Genomic DNA, 20083 nt, shown 5'->3' on the forward strand with positions numbered 1-20083 from the left:
GGCCGGTGGGTTCGCGCCCCGTCCCGTTTCCCGGTCCCGGAGTTTGCCCGATGCGACGACTGATCCTGCCCCTGATCTTCGGCCTGGCCGGCGCTGCCGTGCTGGTCGGGCTGGGCGTCTGGCAGGTGCAGCGGCTGGGCTGGAAGCAGGGGGTGCTGGCCGAGATCGAGGCGCGCATCGGGGCCGCCCCGGTGGCGCTGCCTGCGCAGCCCGAGGAAACCCGCGACAAGTATCTGCCGGTGACCGCCACCGGCGTGATCGGCCCGGACGAGATCCTCGTGCAATCCTCGATGAAACTGGTGGGGCCTGGGTTCCGCGTCATCGCGCCGTTCGAGACCGGGGGCCGCCGGATCCTGCTGGATCGCGGCTTCATCCGCCTGACCGACCGCGACCGGCTGCGCCCGGCGGTCACCGCCACGATCACCGGCAACCTGCACTGGCCCGATGAGATCGACGGCTTCACCCCCGACCCGGACATCCCCGGCAGCATGTGGTTCGCCCGCGAGATCGCCACCATGGCCGCCCATCTGAACACCGAACCGGTGTTGCTGGTCAGCCGCACCAGCGATGAAGACCCGGTTGCCGTGACCCCCTTGCCGGTGACCGCCACCGGCATCCCCAACAACCACTTGCAATACGCCATAACCTGGTTCCTGCTGGCCGCCGTCTGGATCGCCATGACCGCGTTTTTCGTGACCAGCCAGCGCCGCCGCACCAAGAAGGACTGACCGATGCAGTATGTCTCTACCCGGGGGAAGGCCCCGATCCTCAGCTTCGAAGAGGCCATGCTGACCGGGCTGGCGCGCGACGGCGGTCTGTACGTCCCCGAAACCATCCCGACCTTCACCGCTGACGAGATCGCGGCGATGGCCGGCCAGCCGTATGAGGAAATCGCCTTCCGGGTGATGAAACCCTATCTGGGCGAAAGCTTCACCGACGACGAGTTCCGCCAGATCATCGCGAAAGCCTACGACGGCTTCGGCCATGACGCCCGCGCGCCGCTGGTGCAGCTTGGCCCCGACCATTTCCTGCTGGAGCTGTTCCACGGTCCGACGCTGGCCTTCAAGGATTTCGCCATGCAGATGATCGGCCAGTTGTTCGAAGTGGCCCTTGGCCGCCGGGGCGAGCGGGTGACGATCATCGGCGCGACGTCGGGCGACACCGGCTCGGCCGCCATCGAGGCGTTCCGGGGGCTGGATGCGGTCGACGTGGTGATCCTGTTCCCGCAAGGCCGCGTGTCCGAGGTGCAGCGCCGCCAGATGACCACGCCGTCGGAAAGCAACGTCCATGCCATCGCCGTCGAGGGCGATTTCGACGATTGCCAGGCCCGCGTGAAGGACATGTTCAACGATTTCGACTTCCGCGACCGGGTGAAACTGGCCGGGGTGAACTCGATCAACTGGGCGCGGGTGCTGGCGCAGGTCGTCTATTACTTCTCGTCGGCGACCTCGCTGGGCGCGCCGCACCGCAAGGTCAGCTTCACCGTGCCCACCGGCAATTTCGGCGATATCTTCGCGGGCTTTGTGGCGCAGAAGATGGGCCTGCCCATCGACCGGCTGGTGATTGCCACCAACCAGAACGACATCCTGCACCGCACGCTGCAATCCGGCGCCTACACCAAGGAAGCCGTGGTGCCCTCGATCAGCCCGTCGATGGACATCCAGGTGTCGTCGAATTTCGAACGGGTGCTGTTCGATGCCTATGGCCGCGATGGCGAGGCCGTGGCCCAGCAAATGGCCGATCTGGGGCAGGGCGGCGCATTCCGCGTCAGCCAGGGCGCGCTGGAGTTCCTGCGCGAGCATTTCGACAGCGGCCGCGCCTCGGAAGACGAAACCACCGCCACCATCGCCCGCAGCTTTGCCCACACCGGCGAGGTGCTGTGTCCGCACAGCGCGGTGGGCGTGAAAGTGGCCGAAGAGGCGCTGCAGCCGGGGGTGCCGATGATCACCCTGGCCACCGCGCATCCGGCGAAATTTCCGGCGGCGGTCGAGGCCGCCTGCGGCGTCAGCCCGGCACTTCCCAAGCGCATGGCGGACCTGTATGAGCGTCCGGAACGCGTGACCGATTGTGCCAATGATCTGGCCGCGCTTGAAGCCTTGATTGAGGAGAAGATTTCCGCGTGACTGTCCAGATCCATCGTTTGCCCAACGGGCTTCGTATCGTCACCGAACGGATGCCGGGGCTGAAGTCGGCCTCTCTGGGGCTGTGGATCGCCGCCGGCGGCCGCCACGAGCGCCCCGAACAGAATGGCATCGCGCATTTCCTCGAACACATGGCGTTCAAGGGCACCAGGACCCGCAGCCCGCTGCAGATCGCCGAGGCGATCGAGGATGTGGGCGGCTACATCAACGCCTATACCTCGCGCGAGATGACCGCCTATTACGCCCGCATCCTTGAAGAAGACGTGATGCTGGCGCTGGACGTGATTTCGGACATCGTGCTGAACCCGGTGTTCGATCCCGCCGAGATCGAGGTCGAGCGCGGCGTCATCCTGCAGGAGATCGGGCAGGCACTGGACACCCCCGACGACATCGTTTTCGACTGGCTTCAGGAAGCCGCCTATCCCGACCAGCCGCTGGGCCGCACGATCCTTGGCGAAACCTCCCATGTGGAAGGCTTCTCGCGCGAGGATCTGTTTGGCTTCGTGGGCGAACGTTACGGGCCGGGGCAGATGATCCTGTCGGCGGCCGGGGCGGTGGACCACGACGCGATCGTGCGCGAAGCCGAACGCCTGTTCGGCCATCTGTCGCCGGTCCTGTCCGGCACCCCCGAACCGGCCCGATTCGCCTATGGCGAGAAACGACAGGACAAGGCGCTGGAACAGGTGCATTTCACCCTGGCGCTGGAAGGCCCCAGTTATCGCGAGGATGAGATCTATACCGCGCAGGTCTTTGCCACGGCGCTTGGCGGCGGCATGTCCTCGCGGCTGTTCCAGGAAGTGCGCGAGAAACGCGGGCTGTGCTATTCGATCTTCGCGCAGGCCTCGGCCTATGCCGACACCGGCATGACCACGATCTATGCGGGCACCAGCGAAGGCGACGTGGGCGCATTGGCCGAACTGACCATCGACGAATTGCGCAAGGCCGCCGACGGGCTGCGCCCGGACGAGGTCAACCGCGCCCGCGCCCAGATGAAGGCCGGCCTGCTGATGGGGCTGGAAAGCCCGTCGTCGCGCGCCGAACGGCTGGCACGGCTGGTGTCGATCTGGGACCGGGTGCCCGATCTTGAGGAAACCGTCGCCCTGATCGACGGGGTCAATGCCGACAAGCTGCGCGACTATGGCAGCCGCCTGGTGTCGCAGGCCCCGGTGGCGCAGGCGCTGTACGGCCCGGTGGGCAACGCGCCGCGCCTGGATGATCTCAGGGCCCGGCTGGCCGCATGATCCGGCTGGCGCGGCGTCAGGTTCAGATCGAATCCGAACGGATGCGTCTGCGGCCTCCGGCGATGGCCGATTTCGTCGAATGGTGCGAGTTGCGCCGCCAAAGCGCCGCCTACCTGAAACCTTGGGAGCCGACCTGGTCCGCCGACCATCTGACCAAGCGCGGCTTTTCCAACCGCATCCACTGGGTGCAGCGCAGCATTTCGAACGGCACCGCGCTGCCGCTGTTCCTGACCGAGCGTGACAGCGGCGCGCTTCTGGGCGCGCTAACCCTGGACAACATCCGCCGTGGCCCGGCGCAGGCCGGCACGCTGGGCTACTGGATCGCCGAGAGATTCGCCAGACAGGGCTACATGCGCGAGGCGATCCGCGCCGTCACCCATCACGCTTTCACCCAGATGGACCTGAGCCGGATCGAAGCCGCCTGCCTGCCGGAAAACGCCGCCTCGCGCCGGGTGCTGGAGGTTTCTGGCTTCAAGTACGAGGGCGTCGCGCAAAGCTATCTGCAGATCAACGGGCGCTGGCGCAACCATGTGCTCTACGCCAATCTGCGCGGCGACCGGCGGGGGCGCTCCTCGGCGACGTGACGTCAGGGCTATTCGTGCTACCCTTGGCTCGAACAGCCCGGAGGTCGCCGCCATGCCCCTGATCCGTCTCGCCCTTGTCCTGATCCTGTTGCTCGCCAACCCGCTGCAGGCGCAGGATCGCCGCCCCAGCCATTGCATCTCGCTGGTGCAGAACCTGCCGGGCGGGGTCTACCTGCATCGCGCGGCCTTTACCGATCCGCTGCCCGACTACACGGTGCGCCTGCGCTATGTTGCGCACGCCAGTTTCCTGATCCGGGCGCAGGGCGGGGTGACGGCGGTCACCGACTATACCGGCTTTCTGGGCAGCACCGATTTCGTGCCCGATGTGGCGACCATGAACCGCGCCCACAGTTCCCATTGGACGGCGCTGCCCGATCCGCGCATTCCGCATGTCCTGCCGGGCTGGAACCCTGATGGCGGGCCGGCCGATCATCATCTGGATCTGGGCGAGATGCTGGTCCGCTCGGTGTCCACTGACATCCGGTCGTGGTCGGGCGGGGTGGAAAGCGGCGAGGACGGCAATTCCATCTTCGTGTTCGAAGTCGCGGGCCTGTGCATCGGCCATCTTGGCCATCTGCATCACGTACCCACCGACGAACAATTCGCGGCACTGGGACGGCTGGACGTGGTGATGGCGCCGGTGGATGGCGGCATGACGCTGGATCTGCCCCGCATGATCGAGGTGCTGACGCGGCTGCGGGCGTCGATCGTGATCCCGATGCATTGGTTCGGCGACGGCACCCTGTCGGTGTTCCTGTCCGGCATGTCGGGGGTCTTCGACATCGAACGGGTGGGCGGGCCCGAGCTGGAAGTCTCGTTGCGCAGCCTGCCGCGAAGGCCTACCGTCATGGTCCTGCAACCGGCGTATTTGAGTGACGATGACTGACATTTCCCCCGCAGCCCGGCAACTGCTGGACAGGTTGAACCGGACACTGCCAAAGGCGGCCTTCCGTCCGCTGGGCCCCGCCTATCTGGAAGAACCCCGCGGCCTGTACACCGGCCATGCCTGCGCGGTGGTCGCGCCCGACACGGTCGAGGGCGTGGCCGAGGTGGTGCGCGCGGCCTCTGACCTGTCGGTGCCTGTGGTGCCCTATGGTGGCGGCACCGGTCTGGTTGGCGGGCAGGTGATGGCCGATGGCCCGGCGCCGCTGCTGCTCTCGCTGGAACGGATGACGGCGATCCGGTCTCTGGACGTACCCTCGGGCGTGCTGGTGGCCGAGGCAGGCGCAATCCTGCAGGACGTTCAGGACGCGGCGCGCGACGCCGGCCTGCTGTTCCCCCTCAGCCTTGCCGCGCAGGGGTCCTGCCGGATCGGCGGCAATCTGGCCACCAATGCGGGCGGGGTGAACGTGCTGCGCTATGGCAATGCCCGCGACCTGTGTCTGGGGCTTGAGGCGGTGCTGCCGGACGGGTCGATCTGGCACGGGCTGAAGGCGCTGCGCAAGGACAACACCGGCTATGACCTGCGCAACCTCCTGATCGGATCGGAAGGCACGCTGGGGGTCATCACCGCGGCCTCGCTGCGGCTGTTTCCGCGGCCCCGCGCCGAGGCCACGGCGATCTTCGCGGTGCCCGATCCGCTGGCCGCGCTGAAGGTGCTGGCCCTGGCCCGCGCCGAAGTGGGCGAGTCGATCAGCGCCTTCGAACTGATGTCCCATGAAGGGTTGGATTTTCTGACCGAAACCATGCCGCAGGTGCGCCAGCCTTTCGACGTGCCGCCCGAATGGTCGGTGCTGGTCGAGCTTGGCTTCACCGGCCCCGGCGATCCCGAAGAGGCGCTGGCCACGATCTTCGAGGCCGCCTTCGAGCGCGATCTGGTCAGCGATGGCCGTATCGCCCTGTCCGACGGCCAGCGGGCCGAGTTCTGGACCCTGCGCGAAAGCATCCCCGAGGCCAACAAGAAGATCGGCGCGATCTCGTCGCACGACGTGTCGGTGCCGCTTTCGGCGCTGCCCGATTTCATCGCACGGGGCAACAAGGTCATCGCGGGGCTGGGACCGTTCCGGGTCAACTGCTTCGGCCATCTGGGCGACGGCAACCTGCATTACAACGTGTTCCCGCCCAAGGGCCACGCGCGCGGCGAATTCGACGACCGCAAGGGCGCCATCATGCGCGCGGTCCATGATCTGGTGCACGAATGCGACGGCTCGGTCAGTGCCGAACATGGCATCGGGCGTCTGAAAGTGGAGGATCTGCAACGCTATGGAGACTCGGCGCGGCTGGCGGCCCTGCGGGCGATCAAGCGGGCGCTGGACCCGCGCGGCATCATGAACCCGGGCGCGGTTCTGGCGGCGGAATAGCGCGCCAACCCGGCCGACGTTCGGGTTTTCCACATGGGCGCCTGCGTTTCCCTAGGGGAAACCATACTCGGCAGCGTCGTCTCCTCATGTTAAAATTCTCCCCAATATGGGAGGAAAAAATCATGAAAGTTGCCGTGACCATTATCCTGCTGAGTTTCGCACTGGTGAAGATTTCACCGCCCGCGCAGGCTCAGGTCAATTGCCCCGGCACCCACAAGCCCTGTGGCAACGTCTGCTGCCCGAGATAGCGAAGGAGCGATCCCATGCTGAAACGCATCCTGCAAATCGGCGGGGCGCTGGTTCTGGCCATTGTCATCGCATTCGGCTTGAACAAGGCCACCGCCGTCACCATCGACGACATTACTAGTTTCTATGAACTGGGTGGCGCCCGTGCCCATCCCGGCGTGCAAGGCGGGGATATCTACGCGGTGTCGCCTGACGGGTTGATCGAGGAAAAAATCTGCGCGCTGGAGCTTCAGGAAGACTTCGTCGTGCGCCAGAAAATCGCGGCCGAGTTCACCAACTCGATCGGAGAGGCCATTCCTTTCATCGTCGAACTGGCGAAAATCGGGTCTGGCGGTCAGGACATCGATACCGGTGCTGTCATTCACCACCGGATGAAGTTCGCCGGCGAGTTCACTAAGCTTCTGGAGGACGCCCCGATTGGCACCAATGCCGCCTGCGAGAAGAAAATGGTTCAGCGGATGAATGCCCGCTACCTGATCTGCATGGTCCGCAGCTCGCTCATACCCACGGGCAACAGCGTGTTCAGTGCCTATCGGTTCGACAGCTTGCAGATCTGGATCCCGGATGTGACCTTCGAGAAATACGGTAGCTCGAAAAGCGGGGCCGCTGTTCAGAACGCGTCCAAAACCTGTCCGCAAGCCACGTCGATCCCTTGGGATGTGGCCTTCCGCAAGTCGCTTAGGATCGTCAAACCCGAAGTTGCACGGGGCCCGGCTGTGACGTCGGGGGACGAGGGCGCCTAGGCCACCCGCCGCCGGCGCTCAGTCGCCGGCGTAGCTGCACAGGGCATGCACCGGCATGCCCATCTGCTCAAGCCGGGCGCGGCCGCCCAGGTCGGGAAGGTCCACCACGAAGGCGCAGCCGATGATGTTGCCGCCCAGCCGTTCCACCAGCTTGATCCCGGCCTCGGCAGTGCCGCCGGTGGCCAGAAGATCATCGACGATCAGCACGGACTGGCCCGCGGCGATGGCATCATCGTGGATCTCGACCGTGGCGCTGCCGTATTCCAGCGTATAATCCTCGGACAGGGTTGCGGCTGGCAACTTGCCCTTCTTGCGCACAGGCACGAACCCGGCCGAAAGCTGATGCGCCACCGCACCGCCCAGGATGAAACCGCGCGCTTCCAGACCCACCACCAGGTCGATCTGCTGGCCGGCATAGGGCGACAGCAACTGATCGACCGCCATGCGAAAGCCGCGCGGATGGCCGAACAGGGTGGTCACGTCGCGAAACATGATCCCTTCATGCGGGAAGTCGGGAATGGTGCGGATGTAGTCTTGCACGGTCGCGGTCATCGCCAAATCCTCAGCTTCATCGGCGCCCAGGCAACAGCACCCCGGACGGGATAAGGGGGCGCACCCCCTGCGCCAACCGTTGGCAAGGTCGCAGGCCTCATGCGCCCAGCACCCGGCCCGCCACCGCGTCCAGCTTGGCCAGCAGCGCCGGGTCGCGCTTGTCCGGCGCGGTCATCACCGCGAAATCCAGCGCCCGGTCGCAGCCATGTGGGCAGGGCGCACGCTCCGCGCCCAGCAGGCCGGGCAGGGCGGCCACAAGGTTGCGGGCCTTCTGGGAATTGCCGGTCAGGGTGGCGATGATCTCGGTGATTTCCACGGCGCCATGATCGGGGTGCCAGCTGTCGAAATCGGTGATCATCGCCACCGAGGCGTAACACAGCTCGGCCTCGCGGGCGAGCTTGGCCTCGGGCATGTTGGTCATGCCGATCACGTCGCAGCCCCAGGCCTCGCGGTACATCCGGCTTTCGGCCAAGGTCGAGAACTGCGGCCCCTCCATGGCCAGATAGGTGCCGCCCCGGTGCACGGTCACGCCCTGCGCCTCGGCTGCCGTGGCGCAGGCTGCGCCCAGCCGCAGGCAAGTGGGATGGGCGACCGAGACATGGGCCACGCAGCCGGTGCCGAAGAAGGACTTTTCGCGCGCGAAGGTGCGATCGATGAACTGGTCGACAATGACGAAATCCCCCGGTGCCATCTCCTCGCGGAACGAGCCGCAGGCCGAGACCGAGATCACGTCGGTGACCCCCAGCCGCTTCAGCGCATCGATATTGGCGCGGTAGGGCACGGTGGACGGCGAATGCACATGGCCGCGCCCGTGACGCGGCAGGAAGGCCATCTTCACCCCGTCCAGTCTGCCGGTCAGGATCTGGTCCGAGGGTGTCCCCCAGGGGCTGTCCACCGCTTGCCAGCGCGCGTCCTCCAGCCCGTCGATCTCGTAGACGCCCGAGCCGCCGATCACACCGATTACCGTTTCACTCATCCTGACGGGTTCCTTCTGACTGTTTGGGGCGAACTATGGCACCGGGGCCGGGTGCGGGCAATCACCGCGCCTCAGTCGTCGGGGCGGGCCAGTTCGAAAACCGCGCCGATGGCGGCATAGTCGCGATAGCCCATCCGTGCCAGCGGTGTATAGCGGGTCACATCGAAACGTCCGTCGACGAGGCAATCGTCGCGCAGATGCACGCCCGTGACCTCGCCGAAGACGGTGAAATTGGCCTTGCCGGGCAGTTGCAGGATCTGGATCAGGCGGCACTCCAGGCTGGCGGGTGCTTCGGCGACGCGTGGACAATCGATGGTGGCGCAGGCCGCTTTTTCCACCCCCGCCACAAAGAATTCATCCTCCCCGCGCGCCAGCGCCGCTGAACTGGCGTTCATCACGCCACGCATCGCGTATTCCACGATATTGACGCAGAACACCCCGGTGTCGCGGATGTTGCCGACGCTGTCCTTGGTGCCGTCCCGGTCGGGTTTTTCCGAGGTCGAGGCGAACATGATCTGGGGCGGGACATAGGCCACCGCGTTGAAGAAGGAATAAGGCGCAAGATTGTCCTGGCCCGTGCCGTCGCGCGTCGACACCCAGGCGATGGGGCGCGGCGTCACGATGGCGTTGAACGGGTTGTGCGGCAGCCCATGGCCGTCAGCGGGGATATAGAACATCTGTGTGCCTCTCGCGCGCGCTAGCCGCGTGTCACCAGAACCCGCGGGTTCAGCGACACCTCTTCCAGGTTGCGGCCGGGCCCGATGCGGTCGACCACCGCGAACAGTCCCGGCCCGGACAGCGGCGTCAGCACTCCGTGCCAGACACCGCGATGGAAATTCACCCCCTGTCCCGGTTCGGTCAGGAAGGCGCGAACCCCCTCAGGCCCGTTCGGGCCATCCTCGGCCACGGTCACCAGAAACGGATCCGGTGACATGGGCAGGAACGCCTGGCTGCCCTCGGGATGCCGCTCTACCAGGTCCAGCGCGTAGGGCATGTTGCGCGGCACCGCCTTGAACAGGCTGATCCCGGCGCGCCCCTCCGCGCCGAAGTCCAGAAGCGCCAGATCGTGGTAGCGGCCACAGAGACCCCGGTTGATCCATCGATCCGGTGCCCCGCTGGCCTTCAGCACATCGCCGTAGCGCGCAAACCCGCCCCGCGTCAGCGGTTCGGCGGTGATCCGGTGCGGCCCGCTCACCGGCCCGGCCCGCTGTATCCCGCCGTCCCCGATATGAACAAAAGTGATCGCATGAGGAAAACCTTGCGTCGGGGAACCCACAGGCGCAAGCCCTTGCGGCAACCCGGTGCGGACCCAGACGCCGCAATGCGACAAAGGGGCAGACCCCAGCCCTTTTTCTTGTCAAAAATACTCAAACCCTTTCGGCAGCCAGATGCCCCGCGCTCAGGTCTGCGCGAACCGCCACCGCGTTATTTGCGCATAGGTCTCGCCGGGACGCAGCACCGTCGAGGGAAAGGCCGCGTGGCTTGGCGCGTCGGGCCAACCCTGGGCTTCGATGGCCAGCGCGCAATAGGCCGCGTAGGCCTCGCCGTGATGTCCCACAGCCCCCCCGGTTTGGATGCCATTGGCGTCATAGATCTGAACGCCGGGTTCGGTGGTTTCCAACTCCAGCCGCACGCTGGTTCCACCGGTCAGGGTCAGAACCCTTTGCGGCGCGCGGCGCGCGTCGGACAGGCAGAAGTTCAGATCCAGTTTGGCATCGCGCCCCGGTGCCAGGGTGCGCTCCTGCCGGAAATCATAGGGCGTGCTCGCGACCGACCGCACTTCTCCGGTGGCAAGGTCGCCGGGGCCGGGAACACAATAACGCGCCGCGTCGATGGTCAGGCGGTGCCCTGCATAGGTCGCGGTCCCGTCCAGATTCCAGTAGCTGTGGTTGGCGAAGTTGACCCAGGTGGGGGCATCAGTGGTCATGGTGACCTGCATCTCCAGCGTTCCGGGTTCCGTCAGCGCATAGCGTGCCGTGACCGTCCGGTTGCCGGGAAACCCGCCGTCGCCGTCGGGCAGGGTCAGGGTCAGCGCGACGTGGGTTTCGGACCGCTCCGCAACGGTCCAGATCTTGCGATGGGTACCCGCCGTGCCCGCATGGCAGGTGTGCTGGCCATCCTGATTGCGTTCGAACCGGTAAGCCTGTCCGTCCAGGTCGGCGACGCCCTCCGAGATCCGGTTGACCACCGGCCCGATCAACCCGCCGGCGCTGGCCATGGGGCCCTCATAGGCCGCCAGATCCTCGGTGCCGATGGTCAGGCTGTGGGGGACCCCGGCCAGCCGCACATCCTGCACGATGGCGCCGAGGGTCAGGATCGCCACGCCCAGAGTGCCATCGCTCATGGTGATCTTCTGAACGGTCTCGCCGCTGGAATGCGTGCCGAACGGGGCGACGCCGGGGGCTGTCGGGGTCATCATGGGTCTCCTGCCCGGATGCGGGCCTCAGGCGCGGGCGGTGCCGTCCCAGGCATCGACCAGTTCGGCGGCCAGGGCGGCCACATCGGCGGCGCTGCGGCCGGGTTTGTAAAGCCCGGTGCCGATGCCGAACCCATCCGCACCCGCGGCCCGCCAGGTGGCGAATTCGGCCGGGCCGACGCCGCCCACGGCGAACACCGGGGCATCGGCGGGCAGCACCGCGCGCAGGGCCGCCAGGCCGTCCGTGCCCAGTTTGAAGGCCGGGAAGATCTTCAGCCCGTCGGCGCCAGCCTTCAGGGCCGCGAAACACTCGGTGGCGGTGAACACGCCGGGATAGCTGTCCATCCCCAGCGCCTTGCTTTCGGCAATCACGACCGGGTCGCAGTTCGGCGACACGATCATCCGGCCCCCGGCATCGCGCACTGCATGCACGGCGGCGGTGTCCAGCACCGTGCCGGCGCCGATCTGCGCCTGCGCGCCGAAGCGGTCGGCCATCGCGCCGATGCTGGTCAGCGCGTCGGGCGAGTTCAGCGGCACCTCGATCCGGTCGATCCCGGCGGCGATCAGCGCCTCGGTGACGGACAGGGCTTCGGGCGGGGTGATTCCGCGCAGGATGGCAATCAGGGGGCGGCTCATGTGGGGGTCTCCGATGCAAGTTTGCGCGCGGCCATCAGGCCGGCGCGGGTCATGGGGTCGGCGGCGGCCTGGATCGGGGCTAGCCCCTGCTGCGTCAGCCCGGCCAGATAGGGGGCGGCGATGGCCTGGGCCCCGATCACGGCGACCTGCTGGCCCAGCCAATAGGGGCGCGCGGCGGCCAGTTCCGCGCCGATCAGATAGCCCGACAGGCGGGCGCGGGCGGTTTCGGGGCGCTGGTCGTGCAGCAGTGCCTCGGCGCGCAGGCCGAACAGCCGGGCGGCCATGCGTTCGGGGCGCGACTGGGCCTCGTCCAGCGCCTCGGCGAAAGCCTCGTTGTCCCAGCCGTCGCTGCCCACCGAATGGCGCAGGACCGAAGCCGTGCCCAGAAGCGAGAACATCTCTCCGGTCATGAAGGTCTGGAAGCTGACCACTTCGCCGGCCGAGACATGGGCCCATTTGGTATGCGTGCCGGGCAGGCAGATCACCCCGTCGAAGTTGGGGTTCAGCGCCACGAACCCGGCGATCTGGGTTTCCTCGCCGCGCATCACGTCGGCGGGATTGTCCTGCCGCAATCCGGCGACGATGCGCACGTCAAGGCGCGGGTCGGTGACCGGGGCTTTCATCGGGGCGGCGGCCACCGGCAGACAGGGCACCGTGGCATAGGGCGCTTCGATCCAGCCCTGCCGCGCACCGACCATGCCGCAGGCGATGACCTGCATCGAGGCCGCGCCGAGCCACGGTTCAACCAACTCCAGCAGCGCTGGTTCGAACTCATCGCGGGCCAGCTTGCCCATGCCCTTGATCGATTTGGCTTCGGCGACGACGTCGGTTCCGGCCATGGCCCAGGCCCGCAGGTGCGAGGTGCCCCAGTCAGCGGCGATCCAGTCGATCGGGCTCATCCGCTGACCACCACGCCGGCGTCCACCGCCATGCATTGTCCGGTCATCGCACGGCTGGCCGAGGAGGCCAGGAAAAGCACGGGCTCTATCATGTCTTGAGGCTCCAGTGGGTGTGGCAGGCACTGCCGTTTCAGATGTGCTGCGACGCTGGCTTCATCGGCCCACATCTCCAGCTGTTTCTCGGTAAAGACCCAGCCCGGCGCCAGCGCATTGACCCGCACGCCCTGCGGGCCGAATTCGCGGGCCAGCGACCGCGTCATCGCGGTGATCGCGCCATTGGCGGTGGCATAGCCCACAAAGCCTGCGGCCCCCATCATGTAGCTGGTCGAGGACATGTTCACGATGGCTCCGCCGCCCGCGGCAATCATCCCCGGCAGCACATGCTGGCAGGCGAAGAAATAGGATTTCAGGTTGATGGCCTGGGTCCGGTCCCAGAAGGCTTCGTCCACTTCCAGCGCCTTGTGGCGCAGGTCGTTGGCGGCGTTGTTGACCAGCACCGTGATCGGGCCGTTTTCGGCTGCGGCCCTGTCCATGCAGGTCTTCAGGCGCGCGGTATCGGTGACGTCGCAGGCGGCGAAGCCGGGGCGGATGCCGTGCTTGGCTTCCATCGCGGCGCAGAAGTCCGAGGCGTCCGAACGTTGTACGAAGAACACCCTGGCGCCCTGCGCCAGAAAGCCGTCGGTCAGCGCCGCGCCGATGCCCGAGCCACCGCCGGTCAGGAACACCGAGGCGCCGCGAATGTCGTCGAATGTCGTGCTCATGCGATCCCGGCCCTGATCATGTCGCATCCCCATTGCCGCGGGCCAAATGCGCGGTCCGGACAGGGAAATGCGGTTTCAGGTCGTACATAGGGATGTGATAGAGGCCCGAACCCGGTACGTCCAGCCGCCGAGGCGGGTTTTTGTTAGCGCTAGTATCCAGCGTGACAATCAGGATGGCTTGCAGGGGCGATGTCGCGGTCAACCGCTGCTGGTTCGCGGCGGCAGGTCCTTCTGCACGCGCTTGGACAGGCGGGCGCGGATCAGGTCGTAGGACAGGGTGATCCGGTGGCGCAACTCGTCCGGCGGGCAGTCCTCGGGCAGGCGCACCCAGCTTTTGTGGAAATAGGGCGCACGCGTCCCGACGCCCGCTTCGATCAGCATGGCGGCGGTTTCAACATCGGCGCATTTTACCGAAACGCCGGGGTCGACCGCACCTAGGCAGGCGAACATCTTGTCCCCGACTTTCCACGCGTCGTGACCTCCGCCCCAGGGATCCGAGCATTCCGCGCCCGGAAATCCGGCGCAAATGGCATTGACGGTTTGGCGAAAGCTGTCGGTCATGGCGCGTCCACAATGATGATACCAGCGTTTCACAGCACGGACACGAACGCAAACCGCCGCCCCTGACCGGGTCAGCCGGTTTCCCGGGCCTCGGGGCGCGGGGCCAGAAGCTGGGTCCAGATCGCAATGTCGTCGATCAGCGTCCATTCGCGCCGCACCCCGTCTGGCCCGAATTCCACCTGCGTCAGCCCCATGACATAGGCATAGGCACCGCTGGGCGCGCCGAAGCGTCCGAACCCGTCGTGACGCCCATAGAGCGACCATCGCACCGCCGCCGTGGCCGCACCCCGGGCCGGGGCATGGCCCATGCGGTGATCGATGCGGAAACTGGCCGATGGAAAGGCGCTGCGCAACCCGGTCCAGAAGCCTTCGACGTTGTCCCGGCCAATCGCCGGGCGTCCGCCGGGATAAGTGGCGTCGCAGCCCTCGGCATAGTGGTCGGAGATGCAGGACATCTCTCCGCCCAGCACCCGGTCCAGGATTTCGGCCAGCCCGTCCGCCTCTGGCCCGGCAGGGCCGCGGTCGCCATAGGCGGGTTCCGGGTCGGTTTCCGGGGTCAGGGGCGCGGGCAGGCCGGCGGGGGCTGCCAGCAGCTGCGCCTCTAGCCAGCCGCGCGGATCGCCCGCCCCGATCTGGCGCAACAGGGCCGCGGTGTCGCGGATCATCCAGGCATCGCGGATCCCGTCTTCGGTCTGCCAGCATTCGGCCAGCACCCGCATCTGCACCGGCCTGCCCGTGGCGGCACCCCAGACACCGGCACCACCATGGCTGGCCTGAAGAGTGGCGCGCGTGGCCACGGCCCTGCCGCCGGATTCGGCACCGGGGCCGGCACGGGTATCGACAGAAATCGCGTCCTCGCCCAGAACCGCGCAGCCGGTCAGCGTCGCCCGCAGCGCCATGGCATCGGCCATCACCGCCTGCGGACCGCGCAGCACCCGGTCGGGCAGGCGGATCACGGAGTGGGGGTGGAAGGCTGCATCCGCCAGGGTCACATCGGTGCGGCTGGCATAGGCCGACAGCCAAGCGAAAGGCGGTGGGGCAGCGGGGCGGGTCAGGCGGGCAACAGGTGCAGACATGGGGAACAACAGGCTCGCATCAGGACAGGAAAAATCAGCACGCATTTGAACTAAACGCCGCGAGGTTAATGTTCCCTGAAACCCGGTGGCCTTCAGGGGGCGATCCACTGTCCTTCCCAGCCGTCGCGGTCGCGCCAGCGGGCACGGGCATGAAGGTCGCGCCCCAGGTGCAGGGCGTCGATGCTGGTCACCTGGCAGCGCAGGACGGCGAACCGGTCGGGCCCGGCGGGCGGGCGCAGGCGCTCGGGCGCGGGCAGGGGCGTTCCCGAGGCAGCGGCACCACCGTAGACCCGCCGCACCTGGGGCGGAAGGCGGGTCCAGACCCGCGTGACCTCGGCGCCCGCGGCGACGGTGACCTGACAACTCAGGCGCACCTGAAGCTGATCGGACGGATCCCACAACAGCAGCGTCGCGCGAGGATCGGTGCGGATCTCGGCCACCTTCGCGGACCTGAGGTCTGTGTGAACCTCCAGAACGCGCGCGGGCGCATCGACCGCCCGAAGCACCACCATGCGCGCGGCGGCCCCCTCCGCTGATGTCGTGGCCAGCGCCAAAAGCCGGGCCGGGGTATCGCGGGCCGACGGCCCGTCTTCCAGCTTTTGCCAGAACCAACGGTGAAAGGCGTCGAGGTCGGTCCAAGGGTCACTCATAGCCGGTCATCTCAAGATAGCCCTGTCCGGAGTGGCTGCCGCGCACCGTCACCGGCCCCTCCCAATAGGGCACATTGGTGTCCATCCAGCTTTGCGGGTTCAGTGGCGCGGTGTGCAGGTCATAGCCCTTGTCCGGCCACTGGATGCGCCAGCGCACCGGGATCTCGCGCCCGGCGACCTGCGCCGTGCCCTCGGGGGTCAGCGTGATCGCCCCGTCGGGGATGTGCCGCGCCGTGCCGTCGGGCAGGATGTGCGTGGCGGGCACGAAATCCGCCGCGTCGGCATCGCGCAGGCGGTAGACCATCAGCTTGCTGCCATCCTCCAGATGCAGCGAGAACCAGTCCCAGCCGGTTTGTGACGGCGCCAGAGGCTGCGAGGACCATTCCCGATCCAGCCAGGCGGTGCCGGTCACGTTGACGGGGCCCTCGGGCAGATCGAGGGTGCCGGTGACGCGGTAATGTGGCTGCGAGTAATAATAGCTCGCCTGTCCACGCGGCGATTTGACGGAGAATCCACCCTCGCCATGGGGCACCAGCGGACCTTCGGCGGTCAGCGCCAGGTCATAGGCGAAGGCCTCGCCGCGTGCCTGCATCTGCAGGCTGTCCAGCGCATCTGCGCTGTCGTCCGCGCCGGTCATGGCCCAGTCGTTGATCCAGGCGTGAAACGGCCGGGCGGTGACCCCGGCCTGGCCGATCCCGCCGCGTGCGAATCGTTGGGCGGTGAAGTGGCGGTCGGCCTCGGTCAGACCGGCGTGCGCGAACCAGATCTGCGAGGACGACCAGCCTTCCCCCGGATCCGGCGACAGGGAGGCGCGAAACAGCGTCCATTGCGCCCCGATGGCCCGGCCCCCGGCGTCCTCGAGATTGGCCGTCACGTACCACCATTCGATGCGAAAGCCGGGATGGGCGCCATGGTCGCGCGGGAAGGAGAGGGCCACGCCGGGGGCGGGCAGAAGGAAGCCGTCGGCGTCACTGCCCATGCCGGCGAACCCCTGCGCGGCGGCGGGCAGAGGGGCGAAGGGGACGAGGGTCAGACATGCACAAAGGAACGCGCGGATGGCGCGCGGTGTGACAGTGAGTATTTCTGACAAGAAAAAGTGAAAGCCCGTGCCGAAGGGAGGGCGGCACGGCGGCCGGTGGCGGGCGGCTCGGGGTCCGGTGGCTGTGCGTATGTGCGGCCGGTCAGCGGTCACTGAAAAATCCCTTCATGAGGTCCGCCGGCGGTTGGGTGGCGAGCCGCCGGGCCGGGTAGGCGGCGGCTGCGATGGCGGCGAGGATGGCCAGCGCCGTCAGCCTGGCCCAGTCGCCGGGAAAGATCGTCATGGGCAGGCGCCAGCCGAAGGCGCCGACGTTGACCACGGCCAGCAGCACCCAGGCCAGGCACAGCCCGACCGGGATCGCGAGGACGGCGGTCATGGTGGCGAGCAGGGCGCTGCGCAACAGCTCCAGCGCGCCGATGTGCCGGCGTTGCAGGCCAAGGGCCCAGACCGGTGCGACCTGCGGCAGGCGCAGTGCCGACAGGGTCAGAAGGCTGGTCAGCATGGCCAGCGCGGCCACGCCGAGCGTGAGCAGGTTCAGGGCGCGGGTGATCGCGAAGGTGCGTTCGAAGACCGCGTGGCCGGAGGTCGTGAGCGCGGATTGGTCAAGGATCTGCGCCGCCGGAAGATCGAATTCGCTGCGTAGGCGGGCCGAGAAGGCCGGCACGTCTTCGGGGGGCATCCGCAGTGCGAAGCGGATGACCGGCACCTCGGGAAACTGGCGTTGGAACGCGGACAGCCCGATCAGCGCCTCGGCAGACGGGTTGCCGTAGTCGGGATAGATCCCCAGCACCGTGTAGGGCGTGCCCGCGATCCGCACCACGTCGCCCAGGGCCACCTGCTGCCGGTAGTGCAATTGCTCGTTGATGAAGGCGCCGGTGCCTGCCGCGAGACCCTCCCAGGCCTCGGGTGTGGTGTCGAGCAGGGGCCAGTTCTGACGCCATGTGTGCGCGGAGCCAAGGGCCTGCACGGCGCCGGGACGGTCGTTGATCCTTGTGTCGTGGAACACCCGCGGCAGGACCTCTTGCGCGGCGCTGTCCAGCACCGGGCGCAGGCGCGCGGCCATCTCGGGCGTGCCGGTGTTGACATAGACTTCGGCCACCAGCCGCTGGTTCAGCCAGTCGGTGAAGGCCAGCCGGAAGCTGCCAACCATGGTCGAGACGCCGATGTTGGCCGCCAGCGCCAGCAGCAGGGCCATCAGGGCCAGCGACAGGCCCGGCAGTTGCTGGCGGCTGTCGGCCCAGAACCATTGCGCCAGCGGCCGGCGGGCGGCACTGCCCGCGCGGGCCAGCGCTGTGGCAAGCAGCGGGGGCAGCAGAAAGGCGGCCCCCAACAGCAGTGCGCCCAGCAGCGCGAAGCCGGTTGCAAGCCCGCCGCCAAACGCTGCCAGCCCGCCAGCCACGGCGATGAGGCCCGCAGCCAGCACGGCCTGCCGCCGCAGGGCGCGGGTCGACGCCAGCCGCCAGGCGCGGGGCTGGGCACTGGTCAGGATCGGCAGGCGCAACAGGCGCGTCAGGCTTTGGGTGGCGGCGATGGCGGTGCCCAGCCCGGCCATGGCGAACCCGGCGGCGATCCAGCCCGGCCGCAGGCTGAGCGTGCCGCTGGCGGGCGCGCCGTAAAGCCCCCGCAGGGTGGCCGCCACATCCGGCAGCAAAGCGGCGGCGATCAGGTAGCCCAGGATCACCCCGAGGGATCCGGCGACCACGGCAAACAGCGTCAGTTCGGCGGCCATCAGAACGATCAGGGTGCGCGCGGACAGCCCCAGCGCACGCAGGGTGCGCACCATGGGGCGCCGCTGCTCAAAGGCCAGACCGACGGCGCCATGGGCGATGAACAGGCCCACGGTGAAGCTGAGCAATCCGAAGGCCGTCAGGTTCAGGTGGAAGGCGCCGGTCAGCCCGGCGATTTCGGCACGGCGGTCGGGCTGACTGCGGGTCAGCTGTGGCGCCAGATCGGTCAGCGGCGGCAGATGAGCGGGCGGGGCGGTGACCTCGACCATACGCGACAGGGTGTCGGGCTGATCCAGTAGGCGAGCCACGGTGCCGATGTCGCCCACCAGAAGACCGGGGGCGAGGTCGGACGCGGGCAACAGCGCTTGCGCGACGGTCTGATCCAGACGGGCCAGCGTCTCGGGCGCGCCGAAGAACTGGCCGGGCGGGCCGATGAAGGCGGCCAGACCCTCGGTGCCGTCGGTGTTCTGGGCGTCGGCCTCTGGCAGGACCGTGGCGGAGAGCGGATCGAGGCCCAGAAGCGTCACCGTCTGGCCGCCGATCCGGGCCGTGCCTTCGATCACCGGGGCCAGCGGATAGCCCGCCCTGCGCAGCGTCACATAGGTGTCCAGGCGCACCGGTGCCCCATCGCTGCGGGTCCAGACCGGGCGGTCCTGCTGGCCCAGCATCGCGGCGGCGCGGTCATAGCTGGCGCGCGCCTCGGCATTGATCGCCTGCACCCCGGTCCAGAGCGCGGTGGCCAGCGCCAGACCCAGAAGCAGCGTCAGGGCTTGCCCCGGATGCCGCCGCCAATGCGACAGCAGCGCCAGCAAACCCGCCCGCCCGCCGGTCATCCGATTGTCCCGTGGCTCAGGTGTGCGCGCCGGATCAGCCGCGCCGCCAGCGCCTGCGAATGGGTGACCATCAGCAGCGCGGCGCCGCTGTCGCGCGACAGGTCCAGAAACAGTTGCAGCACCGCCTCGCTGCTGTCCTCGTCCAGATTGCCGGTGGGTTCATCGGCGAGGATCAGCGCCGGGCGCGCCGCGAGGGTCCGGCCGATGGCGACGCGCTGTTGCTGGCCACCCGACAGTTGCTCGGGGTAGCGATCCAGCAGCGGGGCCAGCCCCAGCCGCGCGGCGATCCGGTCCTGCCAGTCGCGGTCTTCGCGGCCCGCCAGACGGGCATGAAAGCTCAGGTTCTGGCCACAGGTGAGTGAGGGGATCAGGTTGAACTGCTGGAACACCAGCCCCACCGTGTCGCGGCGCAGGGCGGCCAGGGCGCGGTCGCGCAGGGTGGTGATCTCGGTGCCATTGATCCGCACCTGCCCGGCATCGGGCCGGTCCAGCCCCGCGATCAGGGTCAGCAGGGTACTTTTCCCGCTGCCGCTTTCACCGGTCAGGGCCAGCGTCTCGCCCGTGTCCAGCGCCAGCGACACGCCGTCCAGCACGGTCACCGGGTCGGGATCGCCGGGGAAGGATTTGCGCAAGTCGCGGATGTCGAGAAGCATGGCGGGGCAATGTCCTGCTAAAGCCGTCGTGGCACATGGAACCTAGCGC

22 protein-coding genes are annotated in these 20083 nt (G+C 67.8%); 8 read left to right on the forward strand and 14 right to left on the reverse strand.

The features are described from left to right. The first annotated feature begins 50 nt into the window (after positions 1 to 50). The 8 genes from AB0T83_RS00470 (at position 51) to AB0T83_RS00505 (ending at position 7255) form a co-directional block, all read left to right on the forward strand. Entirely contained in the window at positions 51 to 728 is a 678-nt protein-coding gene (locus AB0T83_RS00470; protein WP_366190624.1) for an SURF1 family protein, read from the forward strand. Positions 729 to 731: 3 nt separating this feature from the next. Next, positions 732 to 2123: a threonine synthase gene (gene thrC, locus AB0T83_RS00475; RefSeq protein WP_366190626.1), complete on the forward strand. Its 1392-nt coding sequence runs from the start codon at positions 732 to 734 to the stop codon at positions 2121 to 2123. Further along, on the forward strand, positions 2120 to 3382 hold the full coding sequence (locus AB0T83_RS00480) for a M16 family metallopeptidase (protein WP_366190628.1): 1263 nt from the start codon (positions 2120 to 2122) through the stop codon (positions 3380 to 3382). Before thrC ends, AB0T83_RS00480 begins: the two co-directional genes overlap by 4 nt. Continuing rightward, positions 3379 to 3966, forward strand: coding sequence for a GNAT family N-acetyltransferase (locus AB0T83_RS00485; protein WP_435891127.1), 588 nt, complete (start codon positions 3379 to 3381; stop codon positions 3964 to 3966). The genes AB0T83_RS00480 and AB0T83_RS00485 overlap by 4 nt, the downstream gene beginning before the upstream one ends. Before the next feature lie 52 nt (positions 3967 to 4018). Further along, a complete protein-coding gene (locus tag AB0T83_RS00490) occupies positions 4019 to 4852 on the forward strand; it encodes an MBL fold metallo-hydrolase (RefSeq protein WP_366190629.1) in 834 nt (277 codons plus the stop codon). Then, complete coding sequence (locus tag AB0T83_RS00495; RefSeq protein WP_366190631.1) at positions 4845 to 6266, forward strand: FAD-binding oxidoreductase; 1422 nt, start codon at positions 4845 to 4847, stop codon at positions 6264 to 6266. Before AB0T83_RS00490 ends, AB0T83_RS00495 begins: the two co-directional genes overlap by 8 nt. A 122-nt stretch (positions 6267 to 6388) precedes the next feature. After that, complete coding sequence (locus AB0T83_RS00500) at positions 6389 to 6514, forward strand: hypothetical protein (RefSeq protein ID WP_366190633.1); 126 nt, start codon at positions 6389 to 6391, stop codon at positions 6512 to 6514. Positions 6515 to 6529: 15 nt separating this feature from the next. Next, positions 6530 to 7255: a hypothetical protein gene (locus AB0T83_RS00505; protein ID WP_366190635.1), complete on the forward strand. Its 726-nt coding sequence runs from the start codon at positions 6530 to 6532 to the stop codon at positions 7253 to 7255. A gap of 18 nt (positions 7256 to 7273) precedes the next feature. Here the strand turns inward: AB0T83_RS00505 and AB0T83_RS00510 are convergent, their stop codons facing one another. The 14 genes from AB0T83_RS00510 to AB0T83_RS00575 form a co-directional block, all read right to left on the reverse strand. Further along, positions 7274 to 7807, reverse strand: coding sequence for an adenine phosphoribosyltransferase (locus AB0T83_RS00510; RefSeq protein ID WP_366190637.1), 534 nt, complete (start codon positions 7805 to 7807; stop codon positions 7274 to 7276). A gap of 97 nt (positions 7808 to 7904) precedes the next feature. After that, a complete protein-coding gene (locus AB0T83_RS00515; RefSeq protein WP_366190639.1) occupies positions 7905 to 8783 on the reverse strand; it encodes an S-methyl-5'-thioadenosine phosphorylase in 879 nt (292 codons plus the stop codon). Positions 8784 to 8854: 71 nt separating this feature from the next. Then, on the reverse strand, positions 8855 to 9460 hold the full coding sequence (locus AB0T83_RS00520) for a flavin reductase family protein (RefSeq protein ID WP_366190641.1): 606 nt from the start codon (positions 9458 to 9460) through the stop codon (positions 8855 to 8857). Between the two features lie 20 nt (positions 9461 to 9480). Next, on the reverse strand, positions 9481 to 9978 hold the full coding sequence (locus AB0T83_RS00525) for an ureidoglycolate lyase (protein ID WP_366190643.1): 498 nt from the start codon (positions 9976 to 9978) through the stop codon (positions 9481 to 9483). Between the two features lie 204 nt (positions 9979 to 10182). Beyond that, positions 10183 to 11199, reverse strand: a complete 1017-nt coding sequence (locus AB0T83_RS00530) for an aldose epimerase family protein (protein ID WP_366190645.1) — start codon at positions 11197 to 11199, stop codon at positions 10183 to 10185. Positions 11200 to 11226: 27 nt separating this feature from the next. After that, positions 11227 to 11835 carry a 2-dehydro-3-deoxy-6-phosphogalactonate aldolase gene (locus tag AB0T83_RS00535; RefSeq protein WP_366190646.1) on the reverse strand — a complete coding sequence of 203 codons (609 nt, stop codon included), beginning with the start codon at positions 11833 to 11835 and terminating at the stop codon, positions 11227 to 11229. Then, positions 11832 to 12734, reverse strand: coding sequence for a 2-dehydro-3-deoxygalactonokinase (locus AB0T83_RS00540; protein WP_366190647.1), 903 nt, complete (start codon positions 12732 to 12734; stop codon positions 11832 to 11834). Before AB0T83_RS00540 ends, AB0T83_RS00535 begins: the two co-directional genes overlap by 4 nt. Beyond that, positions 12731 to 13495, reverse strand: coding sequence for an SDR family NAD(P)-dependent oxidoreductase (locus AB0T83_RS00545; protein ID WP_366190649.1), 765 nt, complete (start codon positions 13493 to 13495; stop codon positions 12731 to 12733). Before AB0T83_RS00545 ends, AB0T83_RS00540 begins: the two co-directional genes overlap by 4 nt. A gap of 198 nt (positions 13496 to 13693) precedes the next feature. After that, a complete protein-coding gene (locus tag AB0T83_RS00550; protein ID WP_366190650.1) occupies positions 13694 to 14056 on the reverse strand; it encodes an MmcQ/YjbR family DNA-binding protein in 363 nt (120 codons plus the stop codon). Positions 14057 to 14127: 71 nt separating this feature from the next. Further along, on the reverse strand, positions 14128 to 15132 hold the full coding sequence (locus AB0T83_RS00555) for an ester cyclase (protein ID WP_366190652.1): 1005 nt from the start codon (positions 15130 to 15132) through the stop codon (positions 14128 to 14130). A 92-nt stretch (positions 15133 to 15224) separates the two neighbouring features. Continuing rightward, positions 15225 to 15782 carry a pyridoxamine 5'-phosphate oxidase family protein gene (locus AB0T83_RS00560; RefSeq protein WP_366190654.1) on the reverse strand — a complete coding sequence of 186 codons (558 nt, stop codon included), beginning with the start codon at positions 15780 to 15782 and terminating at the stop codon, positions 15225 to 15227. Further along, positions 15775 to 16761 (reverse strand): lipocalin-like domain-containing protein, encoded by a 987-nt coding sequence (locus tag AB0T83_RS00565; protein WP_366190656.1) that lies wholly within the window; start codon positions 16759 to 16761, stop codon positions 15775 to 15777. The genes AB0T83_RS00560 and AB0T83_RS00565 overlap by 8 nt, the downstream gene beginning before the upstream one ends. A gap of 202 nt (positions 16762 to 16963) precedes the next feature. Next, positions 16964 to 19381: an FtsX-like permease family protein gene (locus AB0T83_RS00570; protein ID WP_366190658.1), complete on the reverse strand. Its 2418-nt coding sequence runs from the start codon at positions 19379 to 19381 to the stop codon at positions 16964 to 16966. Then, entirely contained in the window at positions 19378 to 20034 is a 657-nt protein-coding gene (locus AB0T83_RS00575; protein WP_366190660.1) for an ABC transporter ATP-binding protein, read from the reverse strand. Before AB0T83_RS00575 ends, AB0T83_RS00570 begins: the two co-directional genes overlap by 4 nt. Positions 20035 to 20083: the final 49 nt, after the last annotated feature.

The organism is Meridianimarinicoccus marinus (assembly GCF_040689105.1).
Taxonomy (GTDB): domain Bacteria; phylum Pseudomonadota; class Alphaproteobacteria; order Rhodobacterales; family Rhodobacteraceae; genus Meridianimarinicoccus; species Meridianimarinicoccus marinus.

Excerpts from the sequence above, each read along its gene's own strand:
- AB0T83_RS00530 (WP_366190645.1), bottom strand. The coding sequence starts at position 11,199 with ATGACCCCGACAGCCCCCGGCGTCGCCCCGTTCGGCACGCATTCCAGC.
- AB0T83_RS00550 (WP_366190650.1), bottom strand. The coding sequence starts at position 14,056 with ATGACCGACAGCTTTCGCCAAACCGTCAATGCCATTTGCGCCGGATTT.
- AB0T83_RS00540 (WP_366190647.1), bottom strand. The coding sequence starts at position 12,734 with ATGAGCCCGATCGACTGGATCGCCGCTGACTGGGGCACCTCGCACCTG.
- AB0T83_RS00490 (WP_366190629.1), top strand. The coding sequence starts at position 4,019 with ATGCCCCTGATCCGTCTCGCCCTTGTCCTGATCCTGTTGCTCGCCAAC.
- AB0T83_RS00485 (WP_435891127.1), top strand. The coding sequence starts at position 3,379 with ATGATCCGGCTGGCGCGGCGTCAGGTTCAGATCGAATCCGAACGGATG.
- AB0T83_RS00510 (WP_366190637.1), bottom strand. The coding sequence starts at position 7,807 with ATGACCGCGACCGTGCAAGACTACATCCGCACCATTCCCGACTTCCCG.
- AB0T83_RS00545 (WP_366190649.1), bottom strand. The coding sequence starts at position 13,495 with ATGAGCACGACATTCGACGACATTCGCGGCGCCTCGGTGTTCCTGACC.
- AB0T83_RS00495 (WP_366190631.1), top strand. The coding sequence starts at position 4,845 with ATGACTGACATTTCCCCCGCAGCCCGGCAACTGCTGGACAGGTTGAAC.
- AB0T83_RS00520 (WP_366190641.1), bottom strand. The coding sequence starts at position 9,460 with ATGTTCTATATCCCCGCTGACGGCCATGGGCTGCCGCACAACCCGTTC.
- AB0T83_RS00555 (WP_366190652.1), bottom strand. The coding sequence starts at position 15,132 with ATGTCTGCACCTGTTGCCCGCCTGACCCGCCCCGCTGCCCCACCGCCT.
- AB0T83_RS00560 (WP_366190654.1), bottom strand. The coding sequence starts at position 15,782 with ATGAGTGACCCTTGGACCGACCTCGACGCCTTTCACCGTTGGTTCTGG.
- AB0T83_RS00500 (WP_366190633.1), top strand. The coding sequence starts at position 6,389 with ATGAAAGTTGCCGTGACCATTATCCTGCTGAGTTTCGCACTGGTGAAG.
- AB0T83_RS00470 (WP_366190624.1), top strand. The coding sequence starts at position 51 with ATGCGACGACTGATCCTGCCCCTGATCTTCGGCCTGGCCGGCGCTGCC.
- AB0T83_RS00575 (WP_366190660.1), bottom strand. The coding sequence starts at position 20,034 with ATGCTTCTCGACATCCGCGACTTGCGCAAATCCTTCCCCGGCGATCCC.
- thrC (WP_366190626.1), top strand. The coding sequence starts at position 732 with ATGCAGTATGTCTCTACCCGGGGGAAGGCCCCGATCCTCAGCTTCGAA.
- AB0T83_RS00570 (WP_366190658.1), bottom strand. The coding sequence starts at position 19,381 with ATGACCGGCGGGCGGGCGGGTTTGCTGGCGCTGCTGTCGCATTGGCGG.
- AB0T83_RS00515 (WP_366190639.1), bottom strand. The coding sequence starts at position 8,783 with ATGAGTGAAACGGTAATCGGTGTGATCGGCGGCTCGGGCGTCTACGAG.
- AB0T83_RS00535 (WP_366190646.1), bottom strand. The coding sequence starts at position 11,835 with ATGAGCCGCCCCCTGATTGCCATCCTGCGCGGAATCACCCCGCCCGAA.
- AB0T83_RS00565 (WP_366190656.1), bottom strand. The coding sequence starts at position 16,761 with ATGGGCAGTGACGCCGACGGCTTCCTTCTGCCCGCCCCCGGCGTGGCC.
- AB0T83_RS00505 (WP_366190635.1), top strand. The coding sequence starts at position 6,530 with ATGCTGAAACGCATCCTGCAAATCGGCGGGGCGCTGGTTCTGGCCATT.